Origin of the sequence: Aeromonas sp. s4 (genome assembly GCF_040907855.1) — a bacterium.
Lineage (GTDB): Bacteria > Pseudomonadota > Gammaproteobacteria > Enterobacterales > Aeromonadaceae > Aeromonas > Aeromonas caviae.
On the sequence record NZ_JBFOCP010000023.1, the window covers coordinates 24,863 to 39,776 of the forward strand.

Consider the following 14,914-nt stretch of genomic DNA (forward strand, 5'->3'; position numbering starts at 1 on the left):
CTGGCTGTGGCATAACAATCCATAGGAAGTGACATGCAAGACCCCAAAGTACTGGTCGCGCTGGATTATCAGCACGAAGCCGACGCCTTTGCCTTCATTGAGCAGATCTCACCGGCCCAGTGCCGCCTCAAGGTAGGCAAGGAGATGTTTACCCTGTTTGGTCCCCAGTTCGTTCGTCAACTGGTGGCCAAGGGGTTCGACGTCTTCCTGGATCTGAAATTTCACGACATTCCCAACACCGTCGCCAAGGCGGTGGCGGCCAGTGCGGAGCTGGGCGTCTGGATGGTGAATGTCCATGCCAGCGGTGGCGAACGCATGATGCGTGCCGCCAGAGAGGCGTTGCTGCCATACGGCGACAAGGCGCCCCTGCTCATCGGGGTAACCGTGCTGACCAGCATGGAGCAGTCCGACATGGCGCCCCTGGGTCTGGATGTGACGCCGGCAGAACAGGTGATCCGCCTGGCCACCCTTGCCAAGACTGCCGGGCTGGATGGTGTGGTCTGCTCCGCGGAAGAGGCGAGTGTGCTGAAGGGGCTGCTGGGAGCCGAATTCAAGCTGGTGACGCCGGGCATTCGTCCGAGCGGATCGGCTGCCGGTGATCAGCGCCGCGTCATGACGCCGCTGGCAGCGGTGGAGGCGGGGGCGGATTATCTGGTGATCGGCCGTCCTATCACCCAGTCCTCGGATCCCGCCGCCGTGCTTGGGGCGATCAATGCCGAGCTTTGCCGGTAACGGCGTCATGGGCGAATGAGCGCAGGCCGGATCCCAGATCCGGCCTGCTGCATTTTGGCCGTGGGCTGGCCTTGCCTATGGGGAGCTCAGGAGTGGACGGCCTGGGCGTCCAGACGAATGGGGAAGAAACCGAGCAGCAGGCCGGCGAGAGCGCCGATGAAGTGTGACTCGATGTGTACCCTGGCACCGATCAAGGCGGAGACAGGGCTCTCGCCGGCACTGTAAAAGTCCACACCGAGCTTGATGGCGACGCCCGCCAGCATCAGCCAGCCGGAGTGACGGCGAAAGCGGATGTCCTGCATGGCTCCCCATACGAACAAGCCGTGCAGCAGGCCGGAGAGTCCCATGTACCACTGGGTTTGCGGGCAGCCCCACCAGATGCCGAGTCCGACCGCCGTTCCCAGCAGCAGCAGCAGCACGGGCAGGCGCCATCCCGTCAGGTACTCCTGAAACAGGCTGTAGAGCACGGCCAGACCGCTCAGGTTGAGCAGCAGATGCCATCCATTGGTGTGTGCCAGATTGCCTGTTATGATGCGCCACCCTTCGCCCTGGGCGATCAGGTCGCGATCGAAGGCGAGCTGATGATTTGGCACGGTGAAAAAGAGCAAGGCAGTGACGAGCGAAAGCGCGATGACCCAGAGCAGACCCGATTTTCCTGACAACATGAAGCAGCCCAACGACAAAGAGAGCCGATACTGTACACGCTGTACCCGGGCCCTCAAAGCGTGCCTGTGCGATTATATTCAGCGGGTGCCGAACCTGGCTGCGCTCCATATCCTGCAACACCCTGCCGAAGTAGGTCACCCCAAGGGGACGGCGGCGTTGCTGGCGGCGTCCCTGTCCGATGTGCGCATCCATGTGGGGGAGGACTTTTCCGACGACGAAGGGCTCAATACCCTGCTTGCTGACCCCGCTGTCCAGTGCTACGTGCTGTGGCCCGATGAGGAGGCCCTGACTCTGATAGAGGCAAGGGAGCATCTCCTGAGGCGTGGACGCACCGTGCGAGCCCACTTCATCCTCCTCGATGGTACCTGGCGCAAAGCCTATCGCATGTTGCACAGCTCGCCTGCACTGCTCGGGTTGCCGCGGATCACCCTCGGCGCCATTGCCGGGCAATATTCCATTCGCAAGAAGCCCTTTGAGGAGGCACTGTCCACCCTGGAAGCGGGCTACCATCTGTTGTCCCGGTGGGAAGGAGAGCCTGAGCGCTTCGCCCCGCTGATGACCCTGTTTACCCATTTGAACCGGCAGTGGCATGACTTTGCACAAGGCCGCCGCCGTTGAGTTGCCCAGAGGAGTGAAAAACATGAAAAAAGCCGTCGTGGTCTTCAGTGGCGGGCAGGACAGCACCACCTGTCTGGTGCAGGTACAGGCCCGCTATGACGAAGTGCATGCCATCACCTTCGATTACGGCCAGCGCCACCGGGCGGAGATTGACACCGCCCGCCATCTGGCGACGGCGCTCGGGATCGCCGCCCACAAGGTAATGGATGTGACCATGCTCGGGGAGCTGGCCATCTCTGCGTTGACCCGGGACGACATACCGGTGAGCTTCGAGCTTCAGGAGAACGGCCTGCCCAACACCTTCGTGCCGGGACGCAACATCCTGTTCCTGACCCTGGCGGCCATCTATGCCTATCAGGTGGGCGCCGAAGCGGTGATCTCCGGGGTGTGCGAGACCGACTTTTCCGGCTATCCCGATTGCCGCGACGACTTCGTCAAGGCACTCAATCAGGCGGTCTCCCTGGGGCTGGATCGCCCCATCCGCTTCGAAACCCCCCTGATGTGGCTCGACAAGGCCGAAACCTGGGCGCTGGCGGATCATTACGGTCACCTCGATACCGTGCGTCACCAGACGCTCACTTGCTACAACGGTGTCCAGGGAGATGGTTGCGGGGCCTGTCCGGCCTGCGAGCTGCGTCGCCGTGGCCTGGATCACTATCTGGCTGACAAGACCGGCATCCGTGCCAGACTTTACGAGAAGAGCGGACTGGGCGAGAAAAGCGGATCCTGAGCCTGTGCCTAGCCCGGGTTTGGGGTATAATCCGCCCCTTTTGCAGCAAGTCGTGACCAAGATGCACTACCCAATCAACGAGATCTTCCAGACAATCCAGGGGGAGGGGGTATTTACCGGCCTGCCCGCCATCTTCGTTCGCCTTCAGGGCTGCCCGGTGGGCTGCCCCTGGTGCGATACCCGCCACACCTGGGTGGTGGACCCCGAGCGTGAGGTGGCCCCTGGCGAGGTGCTCGATCGTTCCAATGAGTCCGACGGCTGGAGCAAGATGAGCACGGAAGATATCCTGGCCAGCTTTACCCGGCTCGGTTACCGGGCCCGTCACGTGGTGTTGACCGGTGGTGAGCCCTGCCTCTACGACTTGCGCGAGCTCTCTTCGGCCCTGGTGGCATCGGGTTATCAGGTGCAGATCGAAACCAGCGGGACCAGCGAGGTGCTGACCCATGAGCAGACCTGGGTGACTGTTTCCCCCAAGATCGGCATGAAGGGTGGGTTGCCGGTGCTGGTCTCTGCACTGGAGCGGGCCAACGAGATCAAGCACCCGGTGGCTACCGAGCACCATATCGAGGAGCTGGACGCCCTGCTGGCCACCGCCCGGCTGCGCCCCGATGTGATGATTGCGCTGCAACCCATCAGCCAGAAAGCCAGGGCCACGGAGCTGGCCATGGCGACCTGCATCGCCCGTAACTGGCGACTCTCCATCCAGACCCATAAATACCTGAATATCGATTGATATGGATGGACTCAGCGATGAGCGCATCTTGCTGATGCTGGCCAGCAAGATGCCTTACGGAAAATACAAGGGGCGGCGCATCATCGATATTCCCGAGCCCTATCTGGTATGGATGGCGCGAAGCGGTTTTCCAGCCGGTACCTTGGGCCAGTCTCTGGCACTGGCCTACGAGATAAAGCTCAATGGACTCGAGTCCATGATTATTCCCATTATTAACAGGATGTCGGAATGAGAATATATACAAGGCAAGGGGACAAGGGGCTCACGCGACTTGCCGATGGGACTTCCCTGGCCAAAGACGATAAACGTGTCGAGACCTATGGCGCCATCGACGAGCTGAATTCCCAAATAGGCTTGTTGATGGCTGAAATACCCGTCGGGGAGAGCACACTCCTGGCCGATCTCATATTGTTGCAGCAGGAGCTGTTTGATCTGGGCGGGGAGCTGGCATTTTCCAGTGAATCGCAAACGGATGCGCTGTGGCAGGTGAACGAGGCTTGGACGAACAGGCTCGAGCAACAGATAGATGCCTACAGTGCCGGGTTGCCGGTGCTGCGCAATTTTATTTTGCCGAGCGGTTCGCGGGCGGCGGCCCAGGCACATGTGGTGCGTACTCTGACCCGTCGCTGCGAGCGCCTGCTGCTTGGGTTGAGCCGCGTAGAGCGGGTGAATCCGGCTGTTTTGCCCTATCTCAACCGGCTGAGCGACTGGTTTTTCACCATCGCCCGATACTTGCTGGTATCGTCAGGCACCCCGGAGATCCTCTGGGTCAAGGCGGCTGACAGAGGCTGACAACCGCTCGAAGCGGCAATAAAAAAACCTCGCCTTGCGAGGTTTTTTTATTGCTGTGGAAAGGGGACTGATATTGCTGTCAGATAGCAAAGGCTTCCACGGATTTGCCTTCGGCAACGGCCTTGGCAATGACCGAGGGCATGCGGCCCTGACCGGTCCAGGTTTTTTCCACGCCATTGTCAAGATAACGATATTTGGCGGGGCGGGGTGCACGTTTGCTGACCTTGGTATTCTCGGGCACCACGGTGTTGACCAATTCGGCGGGATCGATCCCTGCGGCCTTCAGCATTTCGGCATATTCGGCAATTTTCTTTTGATGTTCTTCACGGGCCTGGCGTTCGGCGGATTCATCTTGCCGACGTTCATCGACGATGGCTGAGAGCTTTTCCAAGCCTTCTTCCAGTTGTTCCAGCGTCAAATCGCGGCAAGCTGCACGCAGGCTACGGATATTCAACAGCACTTTCAGAAATTCGTTCATATTGGCTACCACGCGAGCAAAATATTAAGGGAAGAACTGGTTTTTCGATAATTTATAGGGGTGATTGGTACCAAGTCAAGCCTGCCAAAATAATTAATTAGGCTGATAAATTAAGTCTTGAAATAGGTATGAAGGATATTTTTATCCGTTTGACGGGCCAAGATCTTCGAATGGGCTCGTGTCAGATGAAAATATCGCCAGCGGAGTCTTTGATGAACCATTTGACTATCTTTGAAGATGTGGGTGCCTCAGAAACCTTGAAATTTAATCAAAAAACTTGCTATCACCCGGCGGCTCGATAAAATGTGCCGCGAATACCTTTAAGTAGAGGCGCGCTGCCTATGAGTAACCGAGCGGAGGGTGATGCCTGCGATGCTCGATGAAAGGAGTCGGCGCCGAAGTGACCAGGCCATCATACCGGGTTGCTGGTTCTGCATCTAATAGGTGCAGGACTGCCATAGTCATCCACTATGGAGCGCTACCTGAAGGGGCTGAGGAGTATACCCTCCCCATGGGTTTTGTTTCTTTGATCCTCTCGGTAGATCTCCACCTGTTGTCTTTAGGTGCAAAGAGATCATGGACATCGTTCATTACGCCGACTCCGGTTGGTCCGTCGTTCCCCCCCTGCTGGCCGTTGCGCTGGCGATCATCACCCGCCGCGTCCTGGTGTCGCTGGGGGTGGGCATAGTCGCAGGCAGCCTGCTGCTCAACCAGTTCTCTCCCCTTGCGTCTCTGCATTACATGCTCGATACCGTGCTCAAGATCTTCTGGGTCGACGGTGCGCTCAATCGTGACAACGTCAACATGATCCTCTTCATGTTGCTGCTGGGCGGCCTCATCAGTCTGATGAGCGTCTCCGGTGCGACCCGGGCGTTTGCCGAGTGGGCGGAGCGCCGCGCCAAGACCCGCAAGGGTGCCAAGTCCCTGACCGGTCTGATGGTGTTCGCCTTCTTCATCGACGACTTCTTCCACAGCCTGTCGGTGGGTGCCATCTGCCGTCCGGTGACCGATCGCTTCCAGATCTCCCGCGCCAAGCTGGCTTATCTGCTGGACTCCACCGCCGCGCCGGTTTGCGTGCTGATGCCGATCTCCTCCTGGGGGGCCTACATCATCGCCCTCGTCGGCGGCATCATGGCGGCTCATGGTCTGACCGACCAGAGCCCCATCTCCGCCTTCGTCGAAATGATCCCCATGAACCTCTATGCAGTGTTCACCCTGATCATGGTGCTGGTGGTGATCGCCTTCCAGCTCGACATCGGCCCCATGCGCCAGCATGAGCAGTGGGCACTGGAGGGCAAGCTGTGGGACGAGTCCAAGGGGCGCCCCATCGGGCTCGACATGGAGAGCCCGGAGGAGAGCAATGGCGGCATGATTGACATGGTGTTGCCCATCCTGACCCTGACCCTGGCCACCGTCTATTTCATGATTGACTCCGGGGCTGCGGTGCTGGCCGACAAGGGGCTGCCGTTCAGCGTGCTCGGCTCCTTCGAGAACACCAATGTCGGCTCCTCCCTGGTCTATGGTGCCCTGTGCAGCCTGGTGGTCTCCATCGGTCTGGCCATGCGCCTCAAGCTCGGGGCAAGCAACTGGATGAAAGCGGCTCCGCAGGGGATCATGGCCATGCTGCCCGCCATCAACATCCTGCTGTTCGCCTGGACCATCGGCGCCGTGGTGCGCGATGTGGAAACCGGCAAATACCTGGCCTCCCTGGCCAATGGCAATCTGCCGGTGGAAGTGCTGCCCGCCGTGGTCTTCGTGCTCTCCTGCGCCATGGCGTTTGCCACCGGCACCAGCTGGGGTACCTTCGGCATCATGCTGCCGCTGGCCGGCGACATGGCGGCCGCCAGCGACATCAGTCTGATGCTGCCCATGCTGGCCGCCGTACTGGCAGGGTCCGTGTTCGGGGATCACAGCTCCCCCATCTCCAGCACCAGCATCCTGTCTGCCACCGGGGCCGGTTGCCATCACATCGATCACGTGATGACCCAGCTGCCCTATGCCCTGGCCATCGCCTTTGGCGCTGCGCTCGGCTACCTGGTGATGGGGCTGATGCACTCCGCGCTGGCCGGTTTCACCGTGAGCGGGCTCTGGTTCCTGATCTTCTCCGGTTACCATTTGCGCAAATCCCGGGCGTATAGCGCCGTGGCAGTCGCATAAGAGAACAAGGGGCCTGCGGGCCCCTTGGTTTTGGCAGGGGCTTTGGTTAGCATGCGCCCCATCACTCCCGTTTCGGAACCCCATCATGGCTTCACTGCACTACAAATTTGCCACCATGAACTCAGGCAAATCGACCCAGCTCATCCAGGCCCACTTCAACTATCTGGAGCGTGGCATGTATCCGCTGGCCATGACGCCCGCCATCGACGATCGCTTCGGTGCCGGCGTCATCAGTGCCAGGGTCGGTCTTGAGCTGAAAGTGGAGGTGTTCAGCGATAGCTGCGATCTGTTCGAGATGGTCAAGGCGCGCCACGCAAAGCGGCACATCGATGTCTTCATCGTTGACGAGGCGCAGTTCCTGACCCGTGAGCAGGTCTACCAGCTCGCCCGCATCGTCGACGAGCAGGACATTCCGGTGATCGCTTATGGTCTCAAGACTGATTTTCGCGGTGAACTGTTCCCCGGCTCCTACCACCTGCTCTGTCTGGCGGACAAGTTCGAAGAGCTAAAAAGCATCTGCTGGTGCGGCAACAAGGCCCACATGAACTCGCGGGTCAACGAGGCGGGGCAGGTGATGCGCGACGGTGAGCAGGTGGAGATCGGCGGCAACGATCGCTATGTGTCGCTCTGCCGCAAGCACTATCTGGAAGGGCGGGCCTTCAAGTAACCCGTGGCTGGCTCGTGCAGCCTGGACACCAAAGAGGGCGCCCATCTGGCGCCCTCTTTGTCTATGGGAGTCAGTCGATTTCGATGTCGACAGGGGCGATGATGGGGTCGGCCGCCGGGAGGCGGTGGAAGAGCTGGCGAAAATGCTGCTGTACCCGGCCTATGTCCACCAGGGACATGCCGGAGGCGAAGCCGAACCAGACGTAGAGCCCTGTGAGGTCGCGAAACATGGGAGGGAGGTAGCGAGGAGCGTCGATGAGCCCCTCCAGATAGTGCTGATAGAGCACGGGGATGTCGTCCAGGGTCACCTTGCCGACGAACAGCATGGGCAGGATCTCCGGCACTCCCTCCAGCACGGCGCTGCGAATGAAGTTCACCGTCTCCACATAGCCCTTCACATAGGAGAGATCCTTGGTAAAGCAGGCGCCCCCCTCGACCATGCCACCGCGAAACACCCGCTGGGTGATCTTGTAGGCGTCGTGCTCGCTGGCCCCCTTGGCCACGAAGTGGCGGAACACCTCGATGAAATCGGCGCCACGCTCCGCCATGTCGATGGCCATGACCCGATCCGAGATGCGCTTGGCCCTGTCCGGGAAGGAGCTGAACGTGAGGGTCTCGATGAGTACTGCCAACCCTTCCTGACAGGCGGTGATGCGGGGCGAGCCGGCACCGAGCCAGGTGGCGTAAGATTGCTGGCGGCCGTTGAGGGTGGTGCCGACGTGAACCCAGCCTTCGTGTACCTCCAGCACCTGCAGATCGAGTTCCGAGAAACGGGCGTGGGAGTTGAGCTTGATGTAATCCCCCCCGGCGGCGGCATCGGAGACGATGCCATCGCTGAGCTTGACCTGGACTGTGCCGTCGCTGAAGTAGCTCGACAGCTTGCCCTGCAACCTCGCCACCGCGGCTTCCCCCTCGAACTCCTTGGGGTAGGGGCGCACCAAGTGGCGGGCGCCGGGCAGGGAGAAGATGTCGCACAATCTGGCCCCCAGCTCCTTCAGGGTCTTGCGATCCCCGCGCAGGTGATCGCTTGCCGAGCCATAGAGCCGCTGACTGTAGCGCTGGAAGTCAGGCTGCCCGCGCTGGCGCAGCATCTCGATGACCACCATGTACTGATCCACCGTCTCTTGCAGGATCCGGCCGAGATCGTCCTGAGGGCCGAGGCGCCGGCGGATCCTGTCCCTCAACTCCTTGAGCTCAAGGTACTTGTTGCGGGGATCGAACCCCAGGGGGAGGGATTCATAGAAGTGCCTGTCGATGGCGGGCAGCGCCTTGCCGCCACTTGCCAGAAAGTCGCTTTGCAGGTGACGGGGCCATTTGATGGCATCCAGGATGCGGATGGGTTTTTGCAGGGCGAGCAGTTCATCCGAGAGGGATTTGAGGTGCAGGCGATACTTTTCTTGGATGGTCATCGGGCTCTTTGGAGGCGAGTGCGCTACGAGAATGGCTGAGTATAGGCACAGGGCCTGTCAAAAAGAAGCGAGACGACGGGGATCCGGCCTGTGTGCTTTTGGTTGTCTGAAAATTGGTTTAGACTGCGCCCCTTGATCTCTACCGTGTCGTGAAAATGATGAATATCCCCAGCTCTGAAATGATAATGCGTTGGTTGCAACAGGCCCGGATCGAGCACTATGTGTGCGATCAGTGTCATGGCATCCACATGGTCTCCCTGCAGTCCGTCGAGGGCATCCAGGAGAGCCGGATCTTCGTGGAAGAGGAAGGGCTGCTGTTCTCATCCGAGCTGGAGGTGCGCCCCTCATCGCTACTGCCCCTGGTGGCCGAACTGGGTCGTCTCAACATGCAATATCCGTCCCTCAAGGTGTTCCTCGACATCATCGATGACAACCTGCCACGCCTCGTCGTGGGTCACACCGTCTTTACCAAGGCGGGTCTCACCGTCGAGCAGTTCCTGCTGTTCGTTGAAAGCACCACGGCAGCCACCCATGAAGTGGTTTCCGAATGTGAACGCCTTGGCTTCCTCAATCTGCCGGAAATCCAGGTCGCACCGGAATCCGTTCACTGACTTCAGCATCTGAACTGTGCGTTTAATGTGCGAACGGTTCGCTGCGGCTAAAAAGCCGTTGACGGCGGCGGGGCTTTCCCCTAAATTACGCCCCGTTCCAGCGCAACGGCGCAGCGAACACCGTGTTGGCTGAACACGTTAAACCACAGACAAAATTTTGGTGAGGTATCCGAGAGGCTGCCCACCGACGAAGTCGGCAAGATGCACGCACAGCGTGCTCCTAAAGCCACTTCAAGCAGTAAAATTTGGTGAGGTGTCCGAGTGGCTGAAGGAGCACGCCTGGAAAGTGTGTATACGGCAACGTATCGAGGGTTCGAATCCCTCCCTCACCGCCAAATAAAACAAAAGGCCCCGTCGCAAGACGGGGCCTTTTGTTTTTCCGGTAACCGGCAATCTGGTCTCCACCCGGTATCGACAGGCGGGTGGACTAGCCCGCTTGGACAGCCGAAGGCTGCCCGCAGGGCGAGCGCCAGGGATGGCGCGAGTCAATCCGGACCCAGCACCAAATTAGAAAAACCGACCTCAGGGTCGGTTTTTTGCTTTCTGAGCCAGCCGTACACACCCTTATTCCCGTCACGGTGTTATCTCTTCAGCTTGGAGATATAGGGGACATTTCTGTACTTGTACTCCCGGGGCAGCCCTTAGTCGACAGGCAGCTCATCCGTTGCCATCTCATAGGCATCAAATTGCTCGGCAGGGATCGCCACGCGGCCCGGTTTCACAAACAGGGTCGCGATGGAAGGTGCGTTCAGTAATGACGACAAGATGGAATCCCTGGCGTCTACCCCTTCCTGCAATACAGTGAGCTGGACTACCGACAGTACGCCGTCCTCATGAGCCATTTCGAGGCGTACGGCTGCACCGTGATCGCGGCACCATGCGCTCAGGCGCCTTGGGGGCGAAGCGTACAAATACGCTCACCCTCTGCTGGCATCGCGGGACTTGCTGATCCCATGGAGGGGTTGCTCACCGATAACCTGATATTGCGTTCCACTAATAGACACAATGACATTCGCTAAAAATTTAGGCTCCATGCAGAGCCTAAATATTCCTTCTCTCGTCTAAGCCATGGGCAGATACGCGAAAATCTTGCCGGCGTGATTGTGATAGTAATCACAGTTCGAGCGTTTAGATTTATCCTTCCTCGACCGGGTCACTCCTTTTGTTACACTGCGTGACATCATCCTGAATAAGGACGCGGCTGCGCTCGGTGAATTACCATGTTTAATAATCAGTTGGTCTCAACATTAAATACCTTCGAGTTCAAGGTATATAACTATGTAATAAAGAACCATCAGACGGTTATCTATATGACGGTCAGGGAATTGGCCGAAGCCTGTGATGTGTCGACCGCCACCATATTGCGATTTTGCAAGAAGATGAATTGCAGCGGTTATGCGGAATTCAAAGCCTATCTAAAAATGAATGCCGAGAAGCGCGGCGAAATATCGCTGCCACACGGTGCCAACGAGTTCCTCTCTTTTTTCAAGAGCATCAACAATGACGAATTCGACGCCTTGATCGCGAGCGCCGCCGAGCAGATCGCGGGGGCCGAGCGGGTGATCTTCGTGGGGGCGGGCAGCTCGGGCACGCTGGGGCGCTACGGGGCGCGCTTCTTCTCCAACATCGGCAAGTTCAGCAACCACATCGATGATCCCTACTACCCGGTCAACACCGACATGTACAAACAGGCGGTGGCGATCGTGCTCTCGGTCTCCGGGGAGACCACCGAGATAATCAAGTTGGCGAAGCAGTTTCTGTTTCATCACTGCAAGCTCATCACTATTACCAGCAATAATAAATCCACCCTGGCCCAGATGGCGGATTTCAATATTTCATATCATGCGGCCAGGCTGGTGGTCGACAATGAATATGATATTACCACCCAGGTGCCGGTGATTTATATCATCGAATCCATCGGTCGCCAGTTGGCAAACAAGATAAGTGCCGAGGTGTCACAGGGTGTGTCTTTTATGTAACAAGTAACAAAGCGGGTATTTTGTTATATCGTGACAAGGATGAATGCTTTCCCTACCATCGATTCACAACATTTGAATTGTTTCGATATTAATTAATAAATGGCAGGGAAGGATCATTATGGCAATTAACTATGCGGACTCGGCGAAACAGATCGTCGAGTTGATTGGTGGTGACAGCAACGTCATCAGCGTCACCCACTGTGCCACCCGGCTGCGGTTTGTCCTAAAAGAGATGGGACGGGTCGACAAGGAGGTGTTGAAACGGGTGCAAGGGGTCATCACCGTCATCGAGTCCAGCGGTCAGCTGCAGGTGGTGATCGGCAACCACGTCGGGGATGCCTATCGGGAAGTGCAAAAACGGGTGCAGATCGACGAAAACGCCGTGGTCGACGCCCCCAAGGTGGGTATGGTCAACCACCTGATGGACATCATCTCCAGCATCTTCGCCCCCTTCCTCTACCCACTGGCCGCCTGCGGCGTGTTGCAGGGGCTCATCTCCTTCTTCGCCGCCATCGGCTGGATGGACTCCGCCAGCGGCACCTTCCGCATCCTCAACTTCGTCTCCTGGACCGGCTTTACCTTCCTGCCGGTGATGGTCGCCTTCACCGCGGCCAAGAAGTTCAACGTGAACCCCTTCACCGCCGTGATCGCCGCCTGCGCCTTGGTGTCGCCCGATTACATGAACATGCTGACCGCGAACAAAATCATCCTGGCAAACTCCGCGGATCCGGCGGTGCAAGCGCTGATGCAGTCGGCGATGGAGAACCCGGCCATCAACGAGGCCATCGTCAACCTGGTGGGGGTTCCCCTTAACAGCGCGCCGCTCAGCTTCCTCGGTCTGCCGGTGCAGTACCTGAGCTACACGGCCTCGGTGATCCCCATCATCCTGATGGTGTGGGCCATGTCCTATGTGCAGCGCTTCTTCGAGCGGATCCTGCCGGTGGTGGTGCGCAACCTCTTCACTCCCATGTTCTGCCTCGCCATCATGGTGCCCCTGACCCTGCTGGCCTTCGGCCCCATCGGCAACCTCATCGGCGGCGCCATCGGTGGCATCTACAACACCCTCTATCACCTGAGCCCGTCCATCGCCGGCTTCGTGGTGGGGGCTGTCTGGACACCCCTGGTGACCCTCGGCGTGCACTGGGGCATCACCCCGGTGACGGTGGGCAACTACGCCACTTTGGGCTATGACACCTTTACCGGCCTGCAAGCCTCCGCCGTGTTCGGCATCGCCGGCGCCGTGTTCGGGGTCTACTTCAAGGCCAAGGATCCCGAGCTGAAAAGCGTGACCCTCTCGGCCGGCGTGACCGCCCTGTTTGGCATCACCGAACCCGCCATCTACGGGGTGGCCCTGCGCTTCAAACGCCCGCTCATCTGCGGCTGCCTGGCCGGTGCCATCGGTGGTACGGTCGCGGGAGCCTTCAACGCGGTCTCCTGGAGTTACTGCATCCCCGGCATCGCCGTGCTGCCGGTGTTCTTCAAAGAGGGCCACATGGCGCAGTTCCTGGGCTTCCTGCTCTCCATCGGCGTGGCCTTTACCCTGGGCGTCATCTTCTCCTGGATGGCGGGCTTTCAGACCGATGCCGAAATAAGCCAATCCCAGCCGCTGACATCCAAAGCCGTATAAGGAGCGACAAGTCATGAACAACGCATTACCGAAAGACTTTCTGTGGGGGGGGGCGGTCGCCGCCCACCAGGTAGAAGGGGGCTGGGATCAGGGCGGCAAGGGGCTCAGCATCGTCGATGTGCTCACCAGCGGCGCCCACGGGGTGGAGCGCGTCATCACCGACAAGATTGAGGCCGGTCATCGCTACGCCAACCACGAGGCGGTGGATTTCTACCACCGCTACAGAGACGACATCGCACTGTTTGCCGAGATGGGCTTCAAGTGTTTTCGCACCTCCATCGCCTGGTCGCGCATCTTCCCGCTGGGGGATGAGGCCGAGCCGAACGAGGCGGGGCTGCGTTTTTATGACGACATGTTCGACGAGCTGCTGCGCCACGGCATCGAGCCCGTCATCACGCTCTCCCACTTCGAGATGCCGAACCACCTGGTGACCCAATACGGCGGCTGGAAGAGCCGCACCGTGCTGGACTGCTTCGTGCGCTTTAGCGAGGTGGTGCTGCGCCGCTACCAGCACAAGGTCAAATACTGGATGACCTTCAACGAGATCAACAACCAGCGCAACTGGAAGGTGCCGCTGTTTGGCTACTGCTGCTCCGGGGTCATCTACAACCAGGAGCCGAACCCGGAAGAGTGTATGTACCAGGTGCTGCACCACCAGTTCGTGGCGAGCGCCAAGGTGGTCAGCCTGGGCCATGAGATCAACCCGGACTTGCAGATAGGCTGCATGCTGGCCATGGTGCCCCTCTACTCCTATTCCTGCCACCCGGACGATGTGATGTATGCGGAAATGGCCATGCGCGAGCGCTTCCTGTTCGGGGACGTGCACATACGCGGCCATTACCCCGCCTATATCCGCAAGGAGTGGCAGCGCAAGGGCTATGAGATTGTCATGGAAGCGGGGGACGAAGAGACATTGCGGGCGGGCTGCGCCGATTACATCGGGCTCAGCTACTACATGAGCAACGCGGTGCGAGCGCACGGCGCCGGCACGGGCACCGCCTTGTCGGGCTTCGAGGGCAGTGTGCCAAATCCCCATGTGCAGGCCTCAGAATGGGGTTGGCAAATCGACCCGGTGGGGCTGCGTTACACCCTGAACCTGCTCTATGGCCGCTACGAGAAGCCGCTGTTTATCGTCGAGAACGGCTTCGGGGCGCGGGATCAGAAAGATGAGCGAGGGGAGATAGATGACGATTATCGCATCGCTTACTTGCGCGCCCATATCGAGCAGATGAAGCTTGCCATCGTCGAGGACGGGGTGGATGTCATGGGCTACACCCCCTGGGGATGTCTCGACTGCGTCTCCTTCACCACAGGGGAATACAGCAAGCGCTACGGCTTTATCCACGTGGATAAAAACGATGACGGCAGCGGCAGCTTTGCGCGCAGCAAGAAGCGCAGCTTCGACTGGTATCGCCAGGTCATCGCCAGCAACGGTGAGACACTATAACTGGGTGATTCAATATGCTGCCTTGATTAAATAAAACCTGTTATTGATACAGCAAAGTGCCATTTAACTATGTGGCTATGCAGGTTTTTTAATGTCAAGGCAGTGTAATATCTTCCCGTGACAAGGCTGGTGTGACATGTCGACACTGAGTTGTCGAGCCGTGGATCCCGCCCTTATCCGCAATAAGAAAAACCGACCTGATGGTCGGTTTTTTGTTTTGGCTGTTCTGCTTGGTACCGCTCAGACGCTGCCTGAGTTTGCCATCCCCC

General features: G+C 58.9%; 16 protein-coding genes, 1 tRNA gene and 1 riboswitch. Of the genes, 13 read left to right on the top strand and 4 right to left on the bottom strand.

Annotated features, from left to right (window positions below):
- Positions 1 to 33: 33 nt before the first annotated feature.
- Positions 34 to 732, top strand: a complete 699-nt coding sequence (gene pyrF / locus AB5Y89_RS06155) for an orotidine-5'-phosphate decarboxylase (RefSeq protein ID WP_069785130.1) — start codon at positions 34 to 36, stop codon at positions 730 to 732.
- Positions 733 to 818: 86 nt separating this feature from the next.
- Here pyrF and rrtA read toward each other — a convergent pair whose 3' ends face one another.
- Positions 819 to 1,397, bottom strand: coding sequence for a rhombosortase (gene rrtA, locus AB5Y89_RS06160; RefSeq protein ID WP_223931729.1), 579 nt, complete (start codon positions 1,395 to 1,397; stop codon positions 819 to 821).
- On the opposite strand from rrtA, the gene AB5Y89_RS06165 reads away from it, so the two are divergent.
- The 5 genes from AB5Y89_RS06165 to AB5Y89_RS06185 all read left to right on the top strand — a co-directional run bounded on the left by AB5Y89_RS06165 (position 1,363) and on the right by AB5Y89_RS06185 (position 4,271).
- Positions 1,363 to 2,016, top strand: coding sequence for a tRNA-uridine aminocarboxypropyltransferase (locus AB5Y89_RS06165; protein WP_368223123.1), 654 nt, complete (start codon positions 1,363 to 1,365; stop codon positions 2,014 to 2,016). The genes rrtA and AB5Y89_RS06165 overlap by 35 nt on opposite strands.
- A 22-nt stretch (positions 2,017 to 2,038) precedes the next feature.
- Positions 2,039 to 2,746 (top strand): 7-cyano-7-deazaguanine synthase QueC, encoded by a 708-nt coding sequence (gene queC / locus AB5Y89_RS06170; RefSeq protein ID WP_368223125.1) that lies wholly within the window; start codon positions 2,039 to 2,041, stop codon positions 2,744 to 2,746.
- Positions 2,747 to 2,807: 61 nt separating this feature from the next.
- Positions 2,808 to 3,479 (top strand): 7-carboxy-7-deazaguanine synthase QueE, encoded by a 672-nt coding sequence (gene queE, locus AB5Y89_RS06175; RefSeq protein ID WP_010674994.1) that lies wholly within the window; start codon positions 2,808 to 2,810, stop codon positions 3,477 to 3,479.
- Between the two features lies 1 nt (position 3,480).
- On the top strand, positions 3,481 to 3,711 hold the full coding sequence (locus AB5Y89_RS06180; RefSeq protein ID WP_042863966.1) for a DUF3820 family protein: 231 nt from the start codon (positions 3,481 to 3,483) through the stop codon (positions 3,709 to 3,711).
- Positions 3,708 to 4,271: a cob(I)yrinic acid a,c-diamide adenosyltransferase gene (locus tag AB5Y89_RS06185; protein ID WP_010674992.1), complete on the top strand. Its 564-nt coding sequence runs from the start codon at positions 3,708 to 3,710 to the stop codon at positions 4,269 to 4,271. Before AB5Y89_RS06180 ends, AB5Y89_RS06185 begins: the two co-directional genes overlap by 4 nt.
- A gap of 79 nt (positions 4,272 to 4,350) precedes the next feature.
- Here AB5Y89_RS06185 and AB5Y89_RS06190 read toward each other — a convergent pair whose 3' ends face one another.
- Positions 4,351 to 4,749, bottom strand: coding sequence for an H-NS family nucleoid-associated regulatory protein (locus AB5Y89_RS06190; RefSeq protein WP_041215041.1), 399 nt, complete (start codon positions 4,747 to 4,749; stop codon positions 4,351 to 4,353).
- 317 nt (positions 4,750 to 5,066) lie between these two features.
- A riboswitch (Lysine riboswitch) is annotated at positions 5,067 to 5,238 on the top strand.
- Positions 5,239 to 5,325: 87 nt separating this feature from the next.
- Here AB5Y89_RS06190 and AB5Y89_RS06195 point away from each other — a divergent pair.
- Together AB5Y89_RS06195 and AB5Y89_RS06200 are read left to right on the top strand one after the other, a co-directional pair.
- Positions 5,326 to 6,906, top strand: a complete 1,581-nt coding sequence (locus AB5Y89_RS06195) for a Na+/H+ antiporter NhaC family protein (RefSeq protein WP_368223127.1) — start codon at positions 5,326 to 5,328, stop codon at positions 6,904 to 6,906.
- Between the two features lie 85 nt (positions 6,907 to 6,991).
- Entirely contained in the window at positions 6,992 to 7,573 is a 582-nt protein-coding gene (locus tag AB5Y89_RS06200; RefSeq protein WP_010674989.1) for a thymidine kinase, read from the top strand.
- Between the two features lie 70 nt (positions 7,574 to 7,643).
- On the opposite strand, the gene AB5Y89_RS06205 is transcribed toward AB5Y89_RS06200, so the two are convergent.
- The gene (locus AB5Y89_RS06205) at positions 7,644 to 8,981 is read right to left on the bottom strand and encodes a flavohemoglobin expression-modulating QEGLA motif protein (RefSeq protein WP_010674988.1); all 1,338 of its coding nucleotides are present in this window, start codon (positions 8,979 to 8,981) and stop codon (positions 7,644 to 7,646) included.
- Between the two features lie 155 nt (positions 8,982 to 9,136).
- On the opposite strand from AB5Y89_RS06205, the gene AB5Y89_RS06210 reads away from it, so the two are divergent.
- Together AB5Y89_RS06210 and AB5Y89_RS06215 are read left to right on the top strand one after the other, a co-directional pair.
- Entirely contained in the window at positions 9,137 to 9,592 is a 456-nt protein-coding gene (locus AB5Y89_RS06210) for a YbjN domain-containing protein (RefSeq protein WP_160839247.1), read from the top strand.
- Positions 9,593 to 9,839: 247 nt separating this feature from the next.
- Positions 9,840 to 9,927 (top strand) — tRNA-Ser (locus tag AB5Y89_RS06215).
- A 306-nt stretch (positions 9,928 to 10,233) separates the two neighbouring features.
- Here AB5Y89_RS06215 and AB5Y89_RS06220 read toward each other — a convergent pair.
- Positions 10,234 to 10,356, bottom strand: coding sequence for a hypothetical protein (locus AB5Y89_RS06220; protein ID WP_258057335.1), 123 nt, complete (start codon positions 10,354 to 10,356; stop codon positions 10,234 to 10,236).
- A gap of 456 nt (positions 10,357 to 10,812) precedes the next feature.
- On the opposite strand from AB5Y89_RS06220, the gene AB5Y89_RS06225 reads away from it, so the two are divergent.
- From AB5Y89_RS06225 to AB5Y89_RS06235, 3 genes are all read left to right on the top strand, one after another.
- Complete coding sequence (locus AB5Y89_RS06225; protein ID WP_045524477.1) at positions 10,813 to 11,571, top strand: MurR/RpiR family transcriptional regulator; 759 nt, start codon at positions 10,813 to 10,815, stop codon at positions 11,569 to 11,571.
- A gap of 118 nt (positions 11,572 to 11,689) precedes the next feature.
- Complete coding sequence (locus AB5Y89_RS06230) at positions 11,690 to 13,198, top strand: PTS transporter subunit EIIC (RefSeq protein ID WP_319873714.1); 1,509 nt, start codon at positions 11,690 to 11,692, stop codon at positions 13,196 to 13,198.
- 13 nt (positions 13,199 to 13,211) lie between these two features.
- Complete coding sequence (locus AB5Y89_RS06235) at positions 13,212 to 14,645, top strand: 6-phospho-beta-glucosidase (RefSeq protein WP_368223128.1); 1,434 nt, start codon at positions 13,212 to 13,214, stop codon at positions 14,643 to 14,645.
- Positions 14,646 to 14,914: the final 269 nt, after the last annotated feature.